The sequence below is a fragment of the Streptomyces sp. NPDC060205 genome (genome assembly GCF_042728395.1).
Classification (GTDB): domain Bacteria; phylum Actinomycetota; class Actinomycetes; order Streptomycetales; family Streptomycetaceae; genus Streptomyces.
The window spans coordinates 49,389-69,436 of record NZ_JBHWZP010000010.1; the positions used below are offsets into that span (position 1 = coordinate 49,389).

The window sequence follows — 20,048 nt, forward strand, 5'->3', positions numbered from 1 at the left end:
GCCCATCAGCGCTCAGGCCGTCGCCCGGTCGGGCGGGAACGGGACGGGGTAGGGCTCGGCGAAGTCCGCGGAACGGCTGACCTCGCGCCACCTCCGGTCCTCCGCGAGGAGCCGCTCGTCGAGTCCGATGGATCCTTCGGCCGCGTTCACGCCGAGCGGCAGGTGGTCCGGGATGTCCTGGCGCTTGGCCACCCGGACCAGGATCTCGGCGGCCCGGACCGGGTCACCCGCCGGCCCTTCGGCGCTCTGGCGGACGCGTGTGTTCATGGCTCCGACCGTCTGCGCGTACGCCTCCGGGATCGCGTGGACGGCCATCGAGGAACCCGCCCAGTCGGTCCGGAAGCCACTCGGCTCGACGACGAGCACCTTGACCCCGAGCGGAGCCGTCTCGGTGCGCAGCACACGGCTGAAGCCGTCGATCGCGAATTTCGCCGCCTGGTATGAGGCGATTCCGGGGCTGCCTCCCACCCGGCCGCCCATCGAGGAGATCTGGACGACCAGGCCCGCCTTCTGCTCGCGCAGGATCGGCAGGGCCGCCTTGGTGACGTTGTACACGCCCCAGAAGTTCGTCTCGAACTGCGTACGGAAGTCGGCGTCGTCCGTGGTCTCGATCGGCGACACGTTGGCGTAGCCGGCGTTGTTCACCAGTACGTCGATACGGCCGAAGTGCTGTATCGCCTCGCTCAGCGCCGAGCGCGCGGCTTCGGGGTCGGTCACGTCCAGTCGGATCGGCCGTACCCGGTCGCCGAAGTCCGCGACGAGGTCGGCGAGCTGTTCGGGGTCGCGGGCGGTCGCGGCGACGAGGTCGCCGGCTTCGAGTGCCGCACGGACGAGGGCGCGGCCGAGGCCGCGGGAGGAGCCGGTGATGAACCATGTCTGCTGCATGCACTTAGCAAAACACTGTTGCGCTAATAACGCAACCGCGTTCCGCTAAGATCGTGCGATGACCCCTTCGGAGTTCCAGCGCGCGCGTTCCCCCGAAGCCAAGCGGCTGCGCGAGGCCGCCATCCTCGACGCGGCCAGGGCCCTCGGGGCCGAGCACGGCATCAGGCAGGTCACCCTCACGGACATCGCCGCCAGGGCGGGGATGCACAAGTCGGCACTGCTCCGGTACTTCGAGACGCGCGAGGAGATCTTCCTGCGGCTCACCGCGGCGGGCTGGCAGGAATGGGCGCCGGCCCTGTCCGCGAGGCTGCGGGAGATCGAGGAACCCGGTCCGGCGGCCGTGGCGCAGGCGTTCGCGGCGTCACTCGCGGAGCGCGGGATGTTCTGCGACCTGCTCGCCCAGGCACCGCTCAACCTGGAACGCAACGTCTCGGTCGACGCCGTACGCGACTTCAAGCTGGCCACGCTCGCCGCCCGCGAGGACATCTTCACCGCCCTGGACGAGCGGCTGCCCCTGCTCGACCGTGCCGGTGCCCTCGACGTGATCGCCACCGCCGTCGCACTCGCCGGCGCGTTCTGGCAGATCGCGACACCGGGCCCGGAGATCGCCGAGCTCTACCGCAGCGATCCTCGTCTCGCCCACGCCGTTCTGGAGGTCGAACCCCGCCTCGCCCGCATCCTCACCGCGACCATCAGCGGCCTGATGCCGCCACCCGCCGCATAGCGCCTCCGACAGGGACATGAGCCTGCTCGACGGACTCCTGCTCCTCGACTACTCCTCGACCGGCCGCTCCGACTCGCCCTGCCCTGCTCGGATCAACCGCCGGTGTCCGGCGGGGTCCCCTCGACCACCGCTTTCAACCCGTGCAGTCTCAGGGCCAGATGGAGGCGCAGCGCCGAGTCCGGCGAGCGCCAGTCCTCACCGAGCAGGGACCCGATACGGTCGAGGCGCTTCAGCAGCGTGTTCAGGTGCACGTGCAGGGCGCGAGCCGTCCGGCTCAGGTTTCCGGAGTGGGCGAAGTAGGCGGACGCCGTGGCCACGAGGTCGGTCGACCGTCGTCGGTCGTACTCCAGCAGCGTGCCGATGCTGTCGTCGAGGAACCGGTCGAGGTCGCCCGAGCGTTCGGGGTCGAAGGCGAGCGCGTACATCCCGTACTGCCGGGCGCCGGCCCCACGGTCGTTCTCGCCCAGGGCGCGGATCACCTTGATGCAGCGCTCGGTCAGCGTGAACGCGCGGGACCGCTCCCCCGCGATCCGGTCGGCGACCACGAGCGTGGGCACACCGAGCGTGCGCCGCAGCCTGCGGTGCAGTGTGCGCGCGACCTCCTCCACGTCGTCGGCACGCAGCAGCATCGTCGCCCGGCCCAGGTACTCGCCCGCCAGTCCTGACAGCTCGGTCGACAGGGGCTTCAAGTGCCGGACGACTTCACTCACGGGTCGTTCGGGGCAGTCGGCCACCACCAGGACGTCGAGGTGGTCGACGTCGACGCCGCGGGCGAGCGCCCGGTCGCGCTGGGCCGGATGCAGCGGCGAGCGGGACATGAGTTCCATGAGCAGCTCACCGCGGACCCGCTCCTCCGCCTCGGCGTGGGCGTCGCGCATGAGGAACAGCAGGCCCATGATCTGGGCCGAGCGCTCCAGCATGCGGACGTCCGCGGGCTCCGGCGCGGCACGGCGCGCCAGGGAAAGGAAGCCGAAGTGGTTTCCGCCGGGCCGGACGGCCACCACGCTGCGGAAGCAGCCGTCCGCCCCTCGCACCGAGACACACCGCCCGGTGTCCCGCGCCTCCTCGCACACGCTCCGGAACACATCCGCAGGCATGTCCCGCGCGGTGCCCCCAGGCGCGTCCGGAGCCAAGTCGCCCGGCACGTCCGGACGTTCGTTCCGGTCCGGATCGCCGTCCCGCGCTCGGGGGAAGCGGATCGTGAGGACCTCGTCGTCCCGGTCCCGGACCGTCACCGTGCCCCGCAGATGCTCGACCAGGAGCTGCGCGATGTCACCGGGCCCGCCGCCCGTCAGCACCACGTGCGTCAGGGCCTCGTGGACGGCCGCCGCTCGTTCCATGGTGGTGACCTGGTCCTCGATCGTGCGGTACGCGTCCTCCAGGCGCCGCAGCGAGACGCGGGTCTCCTCGTAGAGCCGCGCGTTGTCCAGGGCGACCGCGGCATGGCCGGCGAAGGCACTGAAGAGGGCCACTTCGTCGTTCTCGAAGGGACGCTCGGTGCGGTCGGCGGCGAACAGGGCGCCGATGGCCCGGTCACCCACCATGAGCGGTACGCCCAGCAGCGCCATGAGCCCTTCGCGTGGCACGAGCAGGTCGAACGTGGGGTCGTGCGGCAGGGCTCGGGCCTGCCGGTAGTTGCTGACCCAGAAGGGAGCCCTGGACTCGATCACCCGCCCGCCGAGGCCCGTTCCGGGCGGCAGCCGGCCCGATGAGAACTCCGGCGAGATCGTGCCGGCGGACGCTCTCACGGCGAGGTACCCCTCCGCGTCCAGCAGCGACAGATACGCGAAGTCGCTGCCGATCAGCTCGTGGGCGTGCCTCACGATCAGGTGCAGGACCTCGTCGACCTCGCCGAGCGCGGTCAGGGAGCGGGCCGTCGTGTAGAGGCTGTTGAGTTCGCGTTCACGGCGCAGCCGGTAGGCGGCCAGTTCGCCTTCGGCGCCGACATCGGCACCGGTGTCGGTGTCGGCCCCGTCGGAACGGGTCCGGGCCGTCGACGGCTCCGCGGAGGACCGATCCGCGGAAGGCCGACCCGCGGAGGACCGATCCGCAAAGGACCCGGGTGGTGGATTCATACACCCCTGCTTCGTCATGAGTGGAGGGGCTTTCCATCATATGGCGGGCGTGCGCGGCCCTACCCTCGCCCCACGGCACACCGTGGTGACCCGACTTTCGACCGCGCAAGCGCCCGCGTCCGGGCCTGACTTCATGGGGAGTGACAAGGATGTCGATTCCTGCCGCCGGCGGTCTGTACACCGTCGCCGTCCGAAAGGCGATGCTGCGGCTGCTCCCGGTCCTGTGCCTCGCCTACTTCATGTCCTACGTCGACCGGACGAACATCGCGCTGGCCAAGACCCACCTGCAGGCGGACGTGGACATCAGTGCGGCCGCCTTCGGCCTCGGCGCCGGCCTCTTCTTTCTGACGTACGCGCTCTTCGAGGTCCCGAGCAACCTGGTCATGTACCGGATCGGGCCCCGCCGTTGGATCGCGCGGATCGCTCTGAGCTGGGGCGCGGTCACCTCGCTCATGATGTTCATCCAGGACGACGTCACCTTCTATCTCGGGCGGATGGCGCTCGGTGCGGCGGAGGCCGGTCTCTATCCGGCGATGATGTTCATGGTGACCCGGTGGTTCGGGCAGAAGGACCGTGCCACCGCGGTCGGCTTCGTCTACCTCGCTCCCACACTCGGTCTGCTCCTGGGCGGTCCGCTCGGCGGCGCCCTGATGGAGCTGGACGATCTGGGCGGACTCCACGGCTGGCAGTGGATGTTCCTGGTCGAGGGACTGATCACCATGGGCATCGGGCTGGTCGTCCTGGCCGCCCTGCCAGAGGTGCCGGCCGATGCGACATGGCTGACCGCGCAGGAGGCGGCGGCGCTGAGCGAGCAGGCCGGCCGGGGATCTCGTCCGGACACCGGGCACACCCTCAGAGGCACCATGGGGCAGGCGTTCGGGCGGCCGTTCATCCTGCTCATCGGGGTCATCTACTTCCTCAACCAGATCACGATGAACGGGGTGACGTTCAACGTGCCCTCGATCATCGAGTCGCTGGATGTGAGCGGGTCGTTCCTGATCGGTCTCCTCAGCGGCGTGACGGGGGTCGGAGGCATGATCGGCGTGCTGGTGATGCCGGTGGTCTTCCGCCGCGTCCCGCGCGAGTCCCTCACCATCGGCGTCCTCGCCGCGGCGCCCGCCCTGGTCGCGGCGGTCTTCCTGACGGTTTCCTCGCCCGGCGTGCGCATCGCGCTGATCGGTGTCATGTCCGCCCTCACGTTCGGCACCCTGCCGATCTTCTGGTCCGTCGCCATGGCCCGGATGTCGGGAATCGTGGCGGCCGCCGGGCTGGCGTTCATCAACACGATCGGTCTGACCGGCGGATTCGTGGGCCCGTACCTGTTCGGGCTCGCCGAGTCGGACTCCGGTGATCCGACCTCCGGCTTCCCCGTCGTCATCGCCACGTCCCTCGCCGGCGGCGCACTCGCGGTGGCCCTGCACGGGGCACTGCGCAGAGAGGACAGGAAGACCGCCCGGACCACGACGGTCCAGCCCGACCTGGAGGTACAGCCGTGACCTTCCTGCCGCCGAACGGATTCCCGCTGTCCGAGATCCCCGGCGCGTACGCCGCCGGGTTCGGGGACACCGTGGTGGTGCGCGCCGGCACCGCGACACTGACGTGGAGCGCGTTGCACCGCGGCAGCAACAGGGTCGCGCGGGGGCTGCTGGCCGCCGGGGCGACCACCGGTCGGATCGTGTCCCTGCTGCTGCCCAACTCGACGGACCTCGTCCTGGCCGTGTTCGCGTGCTACAAGGCCGGGGCGACCCCTCAGGTGCTGTCGACGCGGATGAGGCCCGCGGAACTCGACGCGGTCCTCGAACTCGCAGACCCCGCCGTGCTGGTCACGGAACCCGGCGGCACGCTCGCCGGCCACCCGAAGGCCGTGACCGTGGACGGCCTGGGCAGGCGACAGCCCGACGGCGACCTGGAACCGGCGGTGGCCGCGTCGTGGAAGGCCCCGACCTCCGGCGGCTCGACCGGCCGCCCGAAGATCATCCTGTCCGGCAGGCCGGCGGTGACGTCCGGCTTCGACACCGGCATGTGGGGAATCGAAGCCGGGGCACGGGCGCTGATCACGGCGCCGCTACACCACAACGCCCCGTTCGTGACCGCTCTTTCGACGATCTTCCTCGGCGGATCGGTGGTCCTGCTGACCCGGTTCGACGCCGAACGCACCCTGTCCGCGATCGACGATCACGGCGTGGACTGGGTGTATCTGGTTCCCACGATGATGCGCCGGATCGTGGCGCTCCCGGACGAGGTCCGCGACCGGTACACGCTCGCCTCCCTGCGTTCGGTCTGGCACTGCGCCGAACCGTGCCCCATCTGGCTGAAGCGGCGGTGGATCGAATGGCTGGGTCCCGAGCGGATCTGGGAGCTGTACGGGGGCACGGAAGCCGAGGCGGGGTGCACTCTCGGCGGGGACGAATGGCTTGAGCACGTCGGATCGGTGGGGCGGGTGACGTGGGGTGAGATGAAGCTGCTCGATCCCGACGGCGCTGACATCACCGAGCCGGGCACCGCGGGTGAGATCCATATGCGGGTGACGCCGGGGACCGATGCCACATACCGCTACATCGGCGCCGAGCCGACCGTGCGCGACGGCTGGTCCTCACTCGGGGACATGGGGCGCTTCGACGACGACGGCTACCTGTACCTGCTGGACCGGCGGTCGGACATGATCACCGTGGGCGGGGTCAACGTGTATCCGGCGGAGATCGAGGCCGCGCTGGTGGAACACGAGCAGGTGCTGACCGCGGTCGTGATCGGTCTTCCCGATGCCGACACCGGCAATCGGCTGCACGCGATCGTCCACACGCCGGAAGGCGCCGGCGTCGCGGCGGACGACATCCGGCTCTTCCTCGACGGGCGGCTTTCCCGGCACAAGGTGCCGAGGTCGATCGAGCTGGTCCACGAATCACTGCGCGACGCCGCGGGCAAGGTGCGGCGCTCGGAACTGCGCGACCGGAGAACCGGCGCGCCAACGCCCTGATGGACTGCGAGAGGTCGATGACGGGCCCGGGCGGTGCCGCCCCTCTCCGCGATGTCCACGCCGGCAGACCAGGAGGAACACAGTCATGAACCCCAGGAGCGCCCGAAGAGCCGGGGTACGTGCCGGTGTGGCACTCGCCGCCGTCGCCGCACTTCTCGCCACCACACCCAACGCACACCCGGGCACGGCCAGCTCCACCGTCGCCGCTGTGAGGTGTGAGGCGCTGGCAGGGACAGCGATACCCGCGTCCGTGATCTCACTGCCCACCGGCGGCGGCCGGGTGAAGGACGCTTCCGAGGTGTCGGAGACCATCAGCGGTACGAGCGTCACGTACTGCCGCGTCGATGCGGCACTCTTCCCGGCCGACCCGTCGGCACCCGATATCCGGATGCGCGTCGCTCTGCCTCTGGAGTGGACCCGCAGATCCATGATGTTCGGCGGTGGCGGTTACAACGGCACCGTCCCCGACGTTCGCGCGAACGTCCCCTTCGGACTGCAGAGCGTGCGGACCCCGCTGGCACGCGGGTATGCGACGTACGCCGGCGATTCCGGGCATCAGGCGGACCCCGCCAAGCATCCTGTCTCGTCACTGGACGGCTCGTTCGCCCTCGACGACGAAGCACTCCGGAATTTCTCCGCCGGCGACGCGCTCAAGAAGACCCATGACGCGGCGCAGTTCCTGATCCGACGGGGCTATGGGGCGAGCCCCGGTCACGTGTATTTCGCGGGCGGGTCGACCGGCGGCCGCGAGGCGTTGGCCGTCGTGCAGCGCTGGCCCCGCGCCTTCGACGGCGTGATCTCGGCGTTCCCGGCATGGAACAACCTCGCCGAGATCCTCTACCTGGGACACGTGACGCGGCTGCTGGCACGGCCCGGCGCCTTCCCCGGGCCCGCGAAGCAGGGGCTGCTGTACGACAGCGTCATCCGGGCCTGCGACGCTCGGGACGGACTGGCCGACAGGATCGTCTCGAACCCGGAGGGCTGCCGTTTCCCACCTGAGAGGCTGCGCTGCCCGGGCGGCGGCGACACCGGTTCGGCCTGTCTCTCGGACCGCCAGCTCGCCTCGGTCACCGCCCTCTCGTCGCCGTGGAAGTGGCCGTACGAGGTGGCCAGTGGAGAAGAGGCCTATCCCGGGTTCCCGTTCCTCTCCGGTGCCGACATGCGCACACCGCTGCTGGGATTCGGCACCACCGCACCCGCCGTAGCGATGCCTCTCACCAGCGGATACGGAATGCAGTACTGGGACCAGTGGGTCAAGCACTTCCTGACGCGCGACCCCGGTCACAGTCCCCTGGCCGTCGACCCGGAACATCCGGGAAAGTGGCTCCCCCGTATCAGCCGGCTGTCCCAGATCCAGGACCTCAACGACGCGGACCTTCGGCCGTTCGCGCGGTCCGGTGGAAAGCTCCTGCTCCTACACGGTGCCGCCGACGAACTGGTCTCGCACCGTTCGACGAACGACTACTACGAGCGGGTGACCGACACGGTGGGGCCGCGTACGGCACGGGAGTTCATGCGGTACTACCTCGTGCCGGGTGCCAACCACGCGAGTGTCGGCACCCCCGCGTTCGCCCCCGGCTGGGACTCGGTCACCGCGATCGAGCAGTGGTCCGAACACGAACGCGCACCTCTGTCCCCGGTCGTGACCGACACGCGCGACGGCAGGACCCGGCCGCTGTGCGCATACCCCCGCTGGCCGAGGTACCTGGCCGGGAACCCCGACAGCGCCGACAGTTTCGTGTGCTCCCGCCGATAGGCAGCTCTCGCTCGGGAGCGGCGGAGCGTCGGCGGGGAGGCGGCCCGATGCGGCACAGCGCTATGGCTGCACGGGCGGGCTCTGCGCGCTGTCCGCGAGGAGTTGGTGGTCCCCCGGCAGGCCGGTCAGTCCGGTCAGGAGGAGGTCGACGAGGCGGTGGAGGCCGGCGGCGGGCCGGGTGAGGCGGTAGGAGGCGATGGCCGCCAGGCAGATGCGTACGTCGTCCACGCCGATGTCGTCCCGGACGACGCCGGCGGCGCGGGCCCGGTCGACGAGGCGGCGCAGCGCCCGTGACTGCTCGCGGCGGTCCGCTGCGAAGGCGGCGGCCGCCGGATGGGAGCCGAACAGAGCCTCGTTCAGCCCGCGGTCCCGCAGCCGGTGCTCGGCGAAGCGGCGGACGACACCGCTGAGCGCTCGCCATGGCTCGGGGTCGTCGAGGGCGGCCCGCATGTCCGCGCGGCAGGCCGCGACGTGCTCGGTGAGCGCCGCGGTGACCAGGTCGGCGCGTGAGGGGAAGTGCCGGTGGACGGTGGCGATGCCCAGGCCGACCCGGCGGGCGATCTCCCGCATCGGCAGGTCGAGTCCTTCGGAGGCGAAGGAGGCGCGGGCGACCAAGAGGATACGTCGGCGGTTGTCTTCCGCGTCCGTGCGTGTTTTCCGAGTCACTGTGCTTGCCGCGCCTCTCACTTCGACCTGATCCGGACCAGCTGCTCCACCTCCATGTCTACCGTGTGCCGACGCCCGGACGGTCCGGGCAGGGAAGGTGCACCATGCGCGCGGTTCGGTTCGAACGGTTCGGTCCCCCTGAGGTACTCGGCATCGGAACCGTGCCCGAGCCGCAGGCGGGTCCGGGCGAGGTACGGATCGCCGTCCGCACGGCGGGAGTGTCTCCGGTCGACCTCGCACTGCGGGCCGGCGACTCGCCCTCGCGTGACGGTCTCGCCCTGCCGCACGTCCCCGGGGTGGACGCGGCCGGGGTGATCGACGAGGTCGGTCCGGGCGTCACAGGCCACGCGGTCGGCGACGAGGTGTTCGGAGCGGTCGACGTCGCCCGGCTGGGCGGGGCGAGCGCACAGTTCGCGGTGCTGGCGTTCTGGGCGGCGAAGCCGGACGCGTGGTCCTGGGACGAGGCGGGTGCTGCGGCGACGGGTGTCGAGACGGCGACCCGGGCCCTGGACCTGCTCGGCCTCACCGGGGAACAGGACACGACACTCGTGATCGACGGGGCGTCGGGCGGTGTCGGAAGCATCGCCGTGCAGCTGGCGGTGGCGCGAGGGGCACGCGTGCTCGCGACGGGCCGACCGGGCAGCCACGCCTTCCTGGCCTCTCTCGGAGCGACGCCGGTCGCCTACGGTCCCGGCCTGGCCGAACGGGTCCGCGCCCTCGGCGTCCCGCGTATCGACCGCGGCCTCGACGTGGCCGGGAAGGGCTCATTGAACGAACTCGTCGCGCTCACCGGCAGCCGGGACTCCGTGGTCACGCTCGCCGACTTCACGGGTCCCGGCCGCGGGGTGCGCCTCTCGCTCGGCCGCTACGGGGGCCAGCCGGACGGGTGCCACGGGCTGGCATTCGCCGCGGAACTGGCGATACAGGGGCGGTTCCGCGTACCGGTCCAGGCGGTGTTCCCGGCCGACCGTGCGCCGCGGGCGCACGCGGCCGTGGCGGCGGGCCCGCACCGTGGGAAGACCGTCCTCGATCTCACGACGCTCGCGTCCGGCGCGTGACGCGGTCGGTCGGCTCCGGGCCGCGTGGTCCTGTCACTCGTTGAGGTGCAGTACGGCCGCGTTGCCCCTGTCTGACGCTGAAGTTCTGTCTCTGCACATCCTCTTATGGGATGAATCGGACGGACGGAGTCGTGGTGAGGAGCACATTGCTGCTGCTCGGAGACCTCTGGGCTTTGAAGACCAGGCGTCCTGGCGGCAGCTGGTCGCACCGATCTGCCCGACTGCAGCGCCGACCCCGCGTTCCTGGCCCTGATGACCGAGAATCCGCGACGCCACTGCTGACAGCACGGCAAGACGCACTCCGTTGTTTCTGTTCCCCGCCTACCACGCAAGCCGACATTTGGAGCATACTTGGTGACCGTCAGCTGTTGCATCGGGGTGAAAACGGGGGATCCATTCATGTCAGATGCTGTCTATGGATTGCTCGGGGCCCTTGGGGGTGCTGTGGTTGCAGCGGCTGCCGCATATTGGGGCCCCTTGCAGACACAGAAGCAAGCGCGGCTTGACGCCGAGCTGCAACGCCAGCGGGCTGAAGAACGGGCCCAGCTAGAGGCCCACGCGGCTGAAAAACATGAACGCCAAAGGGCACAGGTTGCCCGCGTCGCCAGAATACGGCGCGTAGTAGGTGACTGGTGTCATCTGATAGAACGAGCATTAGAGGACATTAAATATGCCCAGGTTCATGTAGAGAATTTTCGCTCCGTTACAGCACTGGCGCGAACATCGGTCACTACGGAAATATACGAAGCCATCACCGATGGGATAAATATTCGCGGCGCCGGCTATAGCGCCGACCGGCCTTGGCAAAGGCAGGGAGACCCTGGTAGAACGCGAAATATTCGCGTCGGTCGACCGCAAGCAGCGAGGAGAATTAGAACGTCAGAGGATCAATTAATCAGAGTGAAGTCTGGCGATCAACGCCTGATTCTTGATGCTTTGGACCAAGCTACATCGGACGTGATCCGGTTGACTTATCTAGATCGCCAGGACGAGAGTTGGAATGACTGTTATGAACGAGCTGAAGCCAGTTTTCAGCGAGCGATTACAACCCGTTCGGAACTCTCTCAAAGACTCATGCGGCAACTGGTAGACATAGTGGACATGGATACCATCGACACGAGGGACGCTCCGTAAATCTCCACGAAAAGCGAGGCGACCCGGCTACCGCTTCGCCCGTCCCCTGATGCAGCGCCGTGTCGAAGCGCTCGCCGGTGCAGCGATCACCGCGGCGTGATCCCGCTGCGCGAGCAGCGCGCCAGGCACCGTCTTTGACGGCAGCGTGACGGCGAAGGGCAGCGGTCAGTTCGACACCACCACGATCGGCATCGGTGTCGCGGTACAAGTCATCAGCGGGAACCTCGGCCCGGCCGGCGGGCTAGTGTTGATGTCGCCGTTGAGCAGGACGAAGCGCCTCCATCAACGACTCCCCCGAGGCGATCAAGGACCCGAACGGACAGCTGCACTCGCCCGCGCCATGACGGCGCCGCGAGCCGATCGTTATGATGGCCCGAATCGTTCAAACGAACATTCGGGGTGGAGCACAGTGCGGGAACCGGTCGATCGCAGGCGTCAGCGCATTCTCGCGGCCGTTCAGGCCCGCGGGGCCGCGCGGGTCCGGGACCTCGCCGACGAATTGCAGGTCTCGGTGGTGACGGTGCGCCGGGACGTGGAGGAGCTGACCCGCGAGGGCAGACTGCGCCGCGGACACGGCGTGGTGCGTTCGACGCTGCCCGCGCAGGAGATCCCCGCGAACGACCTGGCCCACGGCGACCGGGTGGCCGTCGTGGTGCCGGAGCGCCACTCGTACCTGACCGAGACGCTGCACGGCGCCCGCACCGCGCTGGAGGAGGCCGGGATGCGCATGGCCCTGCACATCGCCCCCCAGGTGGCCGGCGCCGAACGCCCGCTGGTGGAGCGGGCGCTGGCCGACGGCGCCCGCGGTCTGCTGCTCGCGCCCCGCTGGCACACCCTGGCGACGGAGCTCGCCGACCACGGCTGGCTGGCCGAGCTGGAGGTGCCCACCGTGCTCATGGAGCGCAGGCCGCGGCGGGGCAGCGTGGCGCACACCCTCGACTCGGTCTGCTCGGACCACTGGTACGGCGCGCACCTCGCCGTCGAGCACCTGGTGGGGCTCGGCCATCGGCGGATCGTCTTCGCGACCCGCGAGGACAGCCCGACGGCCCGTACGCTGCGGGCCGCTTTCACGAGCATCGCCGAGACCCATCCGCTGCTGGAGGAGTGGGCGTGGGCGCTGATCTCCGAGCAGGCGGGGCGCGAGGGACCGTACACCGCGGACGAGACGGTGGAGCTGCCGCGGCTGCTGCGCCGGGTGCGGGCGACCGCGATGGTGCTGCACAGTGACGTGGACGCGCTGATGGTCGTACAGCGGCTGGCGGACGACGGGGTGCGGGTGCCCGAGGACTGTTCGGTCGTGGCGTACGACGACGTGGTGGCCGCGCTGGGCACGTCTCCGCTGACCGCGGTGTCCCCGCCAAAGGCGGAGGTAGGCCGGGCCGCCGCCGAACTGCTGACGCGGCGCCTCCGGGAGGGCGGGCAACAGCCCGCGCGCCGCGTCGAGTTGCTGCCGCGGCTGATGGTGCGCGGCTCCACACGGCGGGCCGACGGCACGGACGGGGTCGGCTCCCCCGACCGGTGAACCTAGATCAATGAGCGTTTGAGCGTTTGTTTTTCTTCTGATCGATCTATTGACCGTTTGGGTCGACAGCATCGAGTATTCCCGTGTCCCGAACAGTCGTGTCCGCAGGGACGCGGACACGCAGGAGCCGCGGGAGGCGCCATGCCCGGACGACCCGATCGTCGTTCCGTGCTCGCCGCGATGGCCGCCGTACCGCTGACAGGAGCCGTGGGCGCCTGCAGCGGAGGGAACGGAGCCTCGTCGGCCGGCACGGGCCGCACCACACACATCACCTTCTGGTCCGCCCTGCGCGGCAGCCAGGAGGTGGTCGACGCCTTCAACCGCACGCACAAGAGCGTGCAGGTCGACTTCCAGCAGATCCCCTCCGGCGGGCAGGGCGGCTACGCCAAGCTCAGCAACGCCGCCCGGGCGGGCAACGCGCCCGATGTCGCCACCATCGAGTATCCGCAGGTGCCGGGGTTCGCCATCGACGGGGTCGCCCGGGACATCACCGATCTCGTCAGCGACTCCCTGCGCCGCAAGCTGCTGCCGCAGGCGCTCGCCCAGACCACCTTCGACAAGCGGGTGTTCAGCGTCCCGCTGGACGTCGAGCCGATGGTGATGCACTACCGCACCGATCTCTTCGACCGGTACGGCCTCCAAGTGGCGCGCACCTGGGACGAGTTCGCCGAACAGGCACGCGCCGTGCGCCGCAAGGCGCCCGACCGGCGGCTCGTGCTGTTCCCGACGGACGGCATGACGCAGTTCGCGGCCTACGCCTGGCAGGCCGGCGCCCAGTGGTTCGACACCTCGAAGGGAGCCTGGAACGTCTCCCTGGCCGACGCGCCCTCCCGGCGCGTCGCGGAGTACTGGCAGCGGCTCATCGACCGGGACGACGTGTTCGTGAACGCCGTCGAGAGCCGCCAGTCCGACGCGCAGATCGGCAACGGACTGGTCCTCACCCGGCTCAGCGGCGCCTGGGACGCGGGCGCGCAGATGAACGCGCGGCCGGGACAGAAGGGCCAGTGGCGCATCGCCCCGCTCCCCCAGTGGGACACCGGCAGCCCCTCCGTCGGCACCCACGGCGGATCGACGTTCGCCATCACCAAGGACTGCCGCAGACCGGAGGCCGCGATGGAGTTCATCGAGTGGCAGGTCTCCCACTCCGACTCCCTGCGTGCCCGTCTCTCCAGCGGCACCAGCAGTCAGTACCCGGCGGCCCTCGATCTGGTCGCCGTGGGCCGCAAGGCCTTCGACCGCTCGTACTACGGCGGGCAGGACATCTACGGCCTGTACGAGCAGGAGGCGGCGAAGATCGGTGAGGGCTGGCTGTGGGGCCCGCGGATGAGCGCCACCCAGCGGGTCATGCAGGACTCCTTCGCCCGCGTCGGCGGCGGCCAGGGCTCGCTGACCGAGTCCCTGCGCACCGCGCAGGAGGGCACCATGCCCGACCTCAAGGCCCTGGGCCTGTCCACCACCCAGCGCTCCACCTGAGCCGACGAGAAGGCAGGTGACACCGTATGACCACCACCGCTCAGCCCAGGGTGCCGACCGACGCGGCCCGCGCCGGCGGTCCGGCGCTCTCCGACTCCGGCCGGCGCGCCCGCCGGACCGCCGGCCGCCGCAGATTCGGCGCGGTCGTCGTCCTCATGGGCCCGTTCTTCGTCCTGCTGACGACCGTCTTCCTGATCCCCGTCGGCACGGCCGTCTACCTCAGCTTCTACAGCGACGACCAGCCGGGGCTCGGCTTCGGACCGGAGAACACCGTCTTCGTGGGACTGCGCAGTTACGCGGCCGTCCTGACCGACCCCACCTTCCTCGGCGGGCTCGGCACGGTCGCGCTCTACTGCCTGATCTACATCCCGCTCATGGTCGTCGGGGCGCTGGTCCTGGCACTGCTGCTGGACTCCGGGGTGGTGCGGCTGCGCGCCTTCGCGCAACTGGGCCTGTTCCTCCCGCACGCCGTGCCCGGCATCATCGCCGCACTGATCTGGCTGTACCTGTACACCCCGGGCATCAGCCCGATCATCGACCTGTTCGCCCGCGCGGACATCACGATCGACTTCCTCGGCATCCACGCCGTCATCCCGTCCATCGTGAACATCGCCCTGTGGAGCAACCTCGGCTACAACATGGTGGTCTTCTACGCCGCCCTGCAGGCCGTGCCCCGCGAGGTGATCGAGGCCTCCGTGGTCGACGGCGCGGGACCCGTGCGCACGGCGCTCCAGGTCAAGACACCGCTGGTACGCGCCTCGATCGTGATGGTGGCGATCTTCACCCTGATCTGGGCGCTGCAGCTCTTCACCGAGCCGATGCTGCTCAGCCAGTCCTCCCCGATGATCAGCTCCCGCTTCTCACCGAGCATGTACATCTACGACGCGGCCTTCACCCGCAACAACTACAGCCTGGCGGCGGCCGCCTCGGTGGTCCTGCTGGTGTGCACGATCGCCCTGTCCTACGGCGTCACCCGCTTCACCAGCCGTGCCGACGCCGAGGAGGCCCGATGAGCACCACCGGCAGTTCCTTCCTGCGCCCTCGTCTGCTGGGGCGGGCGACGGTCAACGTGGTCGTGGCGGTCTCCGTCCTCTACACCCTGCTGCCCGTGCTGTGGCTGGTGCTGTCCGCGACCAAGGACCGCGACGCCCTGTTCAGCAGCGACCTGCTCTCCACGAGCGGCTTCTCTCCCCTGAGCAATCTCCAGGACCTGTTCGCCATGGACGGCGGTCTGTACGGCCGCTGGTACCTCAACAGCCTGCTGTACGCCGTCCTCGGCGCCGCGGTCGGCGCGCTGCTGAGCGTGGCCTGCGGGTACGCCTTCGACAAGTACCGCTTCCAGCACAAGGAGAAGCTGTTCGGCCTGGTCCTCGCGGCGGTCATGGTGCCGCAGACGGTCCTCGCGCTGCCGCTGTACCTGATGGCCTCCGAGGCCGGGCTCGTCAACACCTTCTGGGCCGTGTTCATCCCGGTGCTGTTCAATCCGTTCGGCGTCTATCTCGGCCGTATCTTCAGCCGGGGGTACGTGCCCGACGAGGTGCTGGAGGCCGCGCGGGTGGACGGCGCCGGCGAACTGACCACGTACGTACGGGTGAGTCTGCGGATGCTCGGGCCGGGTCTCGTGACCGTGTTCCTCTTCCAGCTGACGGCGATCTGGAACAACTTCTTCCTGCCGATGGTGATGCTGTCCGACCAGGACCTGTATCCGGTCAGTCTCGGCCTGTACCAGTGGAACAGCTCGGCGTCCGTGTCGCCGGAGTACTACCCCGTGGTGATCATGGGATCGTTGCTCGCCGTGCTGCCCCTCATCCTCGCCTTCGTGCTGCTCCAGCGGTTCTGGCGCAGCGGGCTGACCGCCGGAGCCGTCAAGTGACCTCGCACCTCCCCAGTCCTGGTTTCCGACCCCGTGCCGCCCTGGCCATGTCCCAGGACGCCGCCGCGGCCGTCCTCGACGGCGCGTCGCTCGACGCCTTCCGACGCGTCTGCGACCTCGCCGCTCCCCCGGTGCTGGACGATCTGTCGACGCCACGGGCGAAGTCGCTGCTGGCCGACGTCGACCTGCTGATCACCGGCTGGGGCTGCCCGGTCCTGGACGAGGAGGTGCTGCGTGCCGCGCCACGGCTGCGGGCCGTGGTGCACACGGCGGGCAGCGTACGCGCGCACATCACGGACGCGTGCTGGGAGCGCGGGATCGAGGTGTCCTCGGCCGCCGCGGCCAACGCCCTGCCGGTCGCCGAGTACACCCTCGCCATGATCCTGCTGGCCGGGAAACAGATCCTGGAGCGCGCCCGCGACTTCAAGGCGTCGCGGAGGAGGGACAACTGGCTGCGCACCCCGGACACCGTCGGGAACTACCGCAGCACCGTCGGCATCCTCTCCGCGTCGCTGATCGGCCGGCGGGTGGTCGAGCTGCTGCGGCCGCACGACATCGAGGTGCTGCTCCACGACCCGTACGTGAGTGACGCGGACGCCGCCGAACTCGGCGTCACGCGCGTGGAGTTGGCGGAGCTGTTCGCCCGTTGCGACACCGTCAGCGTGCACACTCCGCTGCTGCCCACCACCCGGGGCCTGGTCGGCCGCGCCCTGATCGACACGATGCCGGCCGGGGCGATGCTCATCAACACCTCCCGGGGGGCCGTCATCGACCAGGAGGCGCTCACCGACGCCGTCCAGGCGGGCCGGATCCGGGCCGTGCTGGACGTCACCGACCCCGAGGTGCTGCCGCCGGACCATCCCCTGTGGGACTGCGAGAACGCGCTGATCACCCCTCATCTGGCGGGTTCCCAGGGCAACGAGTGGCGGCGGCTGGCCGACCTCGCGCTCGCCGAGACGGCCCGCTGGGCGTCCGGCAGCGGCTTCCTCCATCCCGTACGACGCGAAAGGCTGGCGTTCCTGGCATGAGCATCCGCATCCCCTTCGCACTCCCCCCTGAGGACCGTGCGTCGAGCCCGTACACCGGTTACACCCGGGCCCACTGGGAGGCCGTCGCGGACGGTCTGCTGGGAGCCGCGTGGCGGTGGAGCACACCGGGCCGGGCCCTGCTCGACCTGCCGGGGCGGCCCTCGCGTTCGGGGGTGCGCTCCGACGGTCTGGAGGGTTTCGCCCGGACGTTCCTCGCGGCCGGTTTCCGGGTCGCGGGCGCCGGTGGCGAGGACCCGCACGGCTGGCTGGAGCGCTACGCCGAGGGTCTGGCCTCGGGCACCCGCTCCCCGGGACGTGACGACACCGAGTCCTGGCCGCTGATCCTCGACCACGACGTCCAGGGCCAGCCCATGGTCGAGTCTGCGTCGGTCGCCCTCGGTCTGCGGCTGACGGCACCCTGGCTGTGGAAGCGTCTCGACGCCGGAGTCCAGGACCGGGTCGAGGAGTGGCTGCGCGGCTCGCTGCGCCATGTGCCCGCCCCGAACAACTGGTACCTGTTCCCCTACACGGTCGCCGGTTTCCTGGAGTCGGTGGGACGCGGCGACGCCGAGACGGCGGCCGTACGGCAGCGGGCACTGGACCTGATGGAGGGCTGGTACCGCGGCGAGGGCTGGTACGCGGACGGGGACGGGCGCGCCTTCGACCACTACAACGGCTGGGCGCTGCACCTGTACCCGGTCCTCGACGCCCACCTCGGCGGGGACGCGGCGCTGCTCGCACGGTACGGCGACCGGCTGCGCGAGCACCTGGACGGCTTCGGGCTGATGTTCGGCGCGGACGGGTCGCCGATGCACTTCGGCCGGTCGCTCGCCTACCGCTTCGCCGCGTCCGCCGCCGTCGGCCTGGGTTCCCTGACCGGCCACACACCGCTGACACCCGGCGCCTCGCGCCGCCTGGTCAGCGGAAGCCTGCGGCACTTCCTCGACCGCGGGGCGCTGACCGAGGACGGTCTGCCGAGCCTCGGCTGGTACGGGCCGCACGACGCCACCCTGCAGACGTACTCCGGCCCTGCCTCGCCCTACTGGGCGTCGAAGGCGTTCGTCTCCCTCCTGGCCCCCGCCGACCACCCCCTGTGGAGCGCCACGGAGGAGCCCGCGCCGGTGGAGGAGGGCGACCGTGTACTGTCCCTGCCCGCACCCGGACTGCTCGTACAGTCAACGCGGGCGGACGGGATCGTACGGCTGCACAATCACGGCAGTGACCATGTGCGGCCGCACGAGGCGGAGTCGGCCGACGGGGACGACCCCCACTACGGGCGGCAGGCCTACTCGACCCGGACCGGGCCGACCGCGTCCGGGAACATCGCGGACAACCATCTATCGGTGGAGGTCGGTGGCCGGCGCAGTGTGCGGCGCCGGATCCACCCGCTCGGCGCGGGGCACGGCGACGGCTGGGGCTGGGCGGCCTCGTGGCACCGGCCCGTCTTCACCGGCGGCCCGCCGATGGTGCCGGGGCTGCGGGTGGAGAGCGTGACGGTGGTGCGGGGGCCGTACGAACTGCGGGTGCACCGCGTGGTGGGCGCGCCCGCCGGTGCGCGTCTCACCCACACCGGGTGGGCGACCGGGCCGCTCGAACCCCTGGTCTCGGCGCTGCACGGGCTGCACGGCTGGAGCGCAGAGCCGGAGACGGTCCGCGCGCCGCAGGGCACCGCGTATGTGCCGTGGGCGCAACTGCCCCGCCTCACCGGCGCGTCGGACGGCACCTCCGTCCATGCGTGCCTGGCCGCCCTCACCGGCGAACCGGGGCCCGGCCCGCTCGCGGAGGCCGTGACGCACGTGGTGGCCGACGACGCCGGTGTCGAGGTGGTGTGGGCGGACGACGGCATGCGTACACGGGTGTCGTTCGACCCGGTCCGGGTGACGTCCGGGTGACGCGCGCAAGGAGCAAGGCCGCCGCGCGCACCGGCCCGTGCTCCCGTGCGCCGGGGTACGAGGCCGGAATCCCTCCTTCGTCGGGGGCATGAGGTCGCACGCTGGGTATTCCTCTCCCCAAGGATGGCTACTGCGGCGTTGGGGGGACTGGCACTGTGGCACGCCTGTCGTGGACGTCCGGTCCGCCCCGCTCGTCCTTCTCCCGCAGGCGGCACACCGTGCGTCGGCTGCGGGAGCAGGGGCTTTACGGGCCGAGGTTGCGTGACGTCCTGCCCGCGCTCGCCGGCGCGGTGGTGGTCGTGTGCGCGGTGGCCGCCGGGCTTGCGGTGGGGTATCGCGTGGGCGGGCCGCTCGTGCCGGTTGTCGGCCTCTCCGTGCCGGCCCTCGTCGTCGCGGTGGAGATCCGGCGCCGGCGGCCGGGCACACGGCGTCGGCGCGGACACTACACCGCGGACGAGTTACGCGAACTCGACGTGCAGGGGCTGGCGTTGGCCGTCGCGCGGATGTTACGGAGGGACGGCTGGCGGGTCCGGCTGCTGCCTGCGCCGGACCGGCCGCGGCTGTACGCGCGGGACGCGGCGGGGCGGCAGCTCGACGTGGCGTTCCGGCCGGTGGCGGAGCCGCTGCCGGACGAAGCCCTGCCCGATCCCCGCACCCGCCGGGGTGCGGCGGGTCCGCGTCTCCAACTGGTCGTGCACCGGGGGGCTTTCCGGGACCGGGACGTCCGATGGGCGCAGCGCCAGGGAGACACCCGGCTCCTCGACGGTCCCGCGCTCGAACGCTGGGCGGCGGGGGCGGGCCTGAACGACCTGTTCGACCCGGGCCTGTGGGACTGAGCTCCCGGCCTCTGCCCGCGCGCCCGCCTGCACCCCAGTGGGGCTGAGTCCCCGGCCGTGACCGCTCGATATCCGTCTGCGGCCTGGTGGGGGTGACCCGCGCAGTTCCCCGCGCCCCTGAAAAGCGGGGCTGCGCCCCGGCCTTTCAACTC

15 protein-coding genes are annotated in these 20,048 nt (G+C 70.6%); 12 read left to right on the forward strand and 3 right to left on the reverse strand.

The annotated features are described in order from the left end of the window. Positions 1–12: 12 nt before the first annotated feature. A complete protein-coding gene (locus tag ACFWGJ_RS03310) occupies positions 13–885 on the reverse strand; it encodes an SDR family NAD(P)-dependent oxidoreductase (RefSeq protein WP_387320599.1) in 873 nt (290 codons plus the stop codon). A 58-nt stretch (positions 886–943) separates the two neighbouring features. On the opposite strand from ACFWGJ_RS03310, the gene ACFWGJ_RS03315 reads away from it, so the two are divergent. Further along, a complete protein-coding gene (locus ACFWGJ_RS03315) occupies positions 944–1,609 on the forward strand; it encodes a TetR family transcriptional regulator (RefSeq protein WP_387320601.1) in 666 nt (221 codons plus the stop codon). A 92-nt stretch (positions 1,610–1,701) separates the two neighbouring features. Here ACFWGJ_RS03315 and ACFWGJ_RS03320 read toward each other — a convergent pair whose 3' ends face one another. After that, on the reverse strand, positions 1,702–3,684 hold the full coding sequence (locus ACFWGJ_RS03320) for a helix-turn-helix domain-containing protein (RefSeq protein ID WP_387320602.1): 1,983 nt from the start codon (positions 3,682–3,684) through the stop codon (positions 1,702–1,704). 149 nt (positions 3,685–3,833) lie between these two features. Here ACFWGJ_RS03320 and ACFWGJ_RS03325 point away from each other — a divergent pair, with 149 nt between their 5' ends. The 3 genes from ACFWGJ_RS03325 (at position 3,834) to ACFWGJ_RS03335 (ending at position 8,414) form a co-directional block, all read left to right on the forward strand. After that, a complete protein-coding gene (locus tag ACFWGJ_RS03325; protein ID WP_387320603.1) occupies positions 3,834–5,180 on the forward strand; it encodes an MFS transporter in 1,347 nt (448 codons plus the stop codon). Further along, positions 5,177–6,658 (forward strand): AMP-binding protein, encoded by a 1,482-nt coding sequence (locus tag ACFWGJ_RS03330; protein WP_387320605.1) that lies wholly within the window; start codon positions 5,177–5,179, stop codon positions 6,656–6,658. The genes ACFWGJ_RS03325 and ACFWGJ_RS03330 overlap by 4 nt, the downstream gene beginning before the upstream one ends. Positions 6,659–6,743: 85 nt before the next feature. Then, positions 6,744–8,414, forward strand: coding sequence for a tannase/feruloyl esterase family alpha/beta hydrolase (locus ACFWGJ_RS03335; RefSeq protein ID WP_387320607.1), 1,671 nt, complete (start codon positions 6,744–6,746; stop codon positions 8,412–8,414). Between the two features lie 60 nt (positions 8,415–8,474). Here ACFWGJ_RS03335 and ACFWGJ_RS03340 read toward each other — a convergent pair whose 3' ends face one another. Then, a complete protein-coding gene (locus tag ACFWGJ_RS03340; RefSeq protein ID WP_387320608.1) occupies positions 8,475–9,029 on the reverse strand; it encodes a TetR/AcrR family transcriptional regulator in 555 nt (184 codons plus the stop codon). Between the two features lie 155 nt (positions 9,030–9,184). Between ACFWGJ_RS03340 and ACFWGJ_RS03345 the strand changes: the two genes are divergently transcribed. The 8 genes from ACFWGJ_RS03345 (at position 9,185) to ACFWGJ_RS03380 (ending at position 19,896) form a co-directional block, all read left to right on the forward strand. After that, positions 9,185–10,138, forward strand: coding sequence for an NADP-dependent oxidoreductase (locus ACFWGJ_RS03345; protein ID WP_387320609.1), 954 nt, complete (start codon positions 9,185–9,187; stop codon positions 10,136–10,138). Between the two features lie 1,543 nt (positions 10,139–11,681). Further along, positions 11,682–12,794, forward strand: a complete 1,113-nt coding sequence (locus ACFWGJ_RS03350; protein ID WP_387320611.1) for a substrate-binding domain-containing protein — start codon at positions 11,682–11,684, stop codon at positions 12,792–12,794. A 141-nt stretch (positions 12,795–12,935) separates the two neighbouring features. Next, entirely contained in the window at positions 12,936–14,267 is a 1,332-nt protein-coding gene (locus ACFWGJ_RS03355; RefSeq protein ID WP_387320613.1) for an ABC transporter substrate-binding protein, read from the forward strand. 26 nt (positions 14,268–14,293) lie between these two features. Next, positions 14,294–15,280, forward strand: coding sequence for a carbohydrate ABC transporter permease (locus tag ACFWGJ_RS03360; RefSeq protein WP_387320614.1), 987 nt, complete (start codon positions 14,294–14,296; stop codon positions 15,278–15,280). Next, entirely contained in the window at positions 15,277–16,140 is an 864-nt protein-coding gene (locus tag ACFWGJ_RS03365; RefSeq protein WP_387320615.1) for a carbohydrate ABC transporter permease, read from the forward strand. Before ACFWGJ_RS03360 ends, ACFWGJ_RS03365 begins: the two co-directional genes overlap by 4 nt. Further along, the gene (locus ACFWGJ_RS03370; protein ID WP_387320616.1) at positions 16,137–17,168 is read left to right on the forward strand and encodes a hydroxyacid dehydrogenase; all 1,032 of its coding nucleotides are present in this window, start codon (positions 16,137–16,139) and stop codon (positions 17,166–17,168) included. Before ACFWGJ_RS03365 ends, ACFWGJ_RS03370 begins: the two co-directional genes overlap by 4 nt. Before the next feature lie 2 nt (positions 17,169–17,170). Next, positions 17,171–19,060: a DUF2264 domain-containing protein gene (locus tag ACFWGJ_RS03375; RefSeq protein WP_387320620.1), complete on the forward strand. Its 1,890-nt coding sequence runs from the start codon at positions 17,171–17,173 to the stop codon at positions 19,058–19,060. A 155-nt stretch (positions 19,061–19,215) separates the two neighbouring features. Then, positions 19,216–19,896: a hypothetical protein gene (locus tag ACFWGJ_RS03380; RefSeq protein WP_387320618.1), complete on the forward strand. Its 681-nt coding sequence runs from the start codon at positions 19,216–19,218 to the stop codon at positions 19,894–19,896. Positions 19,897–20,048 lie beyond the last annotated feature (152 nt).

Coding starts and splice junctions, on each gene's coding strand:
- ACFWGJ_RS03335 (WP_387320607.1), top strand. CDS start 6,744: ATGAACCCCAGGAGCGCCCGAAGAGCCGGGGTACGTGCCGGTGTGGCA.
- ACFWGJ_RS03315 (WP_387320601.1), top strand. CDS start 944: ATGACCCCTTCGGAGTTCCAGCGCGCGCGTTCCCCCGAAGCCAAGCGG.
- ACFWGJ_RS03365 (WP_387320615.1), top strand. CDS start 15,277: ATGAGCACCACCGGCAGTTCCTTCCTGCGCCCTCGTCTGCTGGGGCGG.
- ACFWGJ_RS03325 (WP_387320603.1), top strand. CDS start 3,834: ATGTCGATTCCTGCCGCCGGCGGTCTGTACACCGTCGCCGTCCGAAAG.
- ACFWGJ_RS03355 (WP_387320613.1), top strand. CDS start 12,936: ATGCCCGGACGACCCGATCGTCGTTCCGTGCTCGCCGCGATGGCCGCC.
- ACFWGJ_RS03320 (WP_387320602.1), bottom strand. CDS start 3,684: ATGAATCCACCACCCGGGTCCTTTGCGGATCGGTCCTCCGCGGGTCGG.
- ACFWGJ_RS03310 (WP_387320599.1), bottom strand. CDS start 885: ATGCAGCAGACATGGTTCATCACCGGCTCCTCCCGCGGCCTCGGCCGC.
- ACFWGJ_RS03345 (WP_387320609.1), top strand. CDS start 9,185: ATGCGCGCGGTTCGGTTCGAACGGTTCGGTCCCCCTGAGGTACTCGGC.
- ACFWGJ_RS03360 (WP_387320614.1), top strand. CDS start 14,294: ATGACCACCACCGCTCAGCCCAGGGTGCCGACCGACGCGGCCCGCGCC.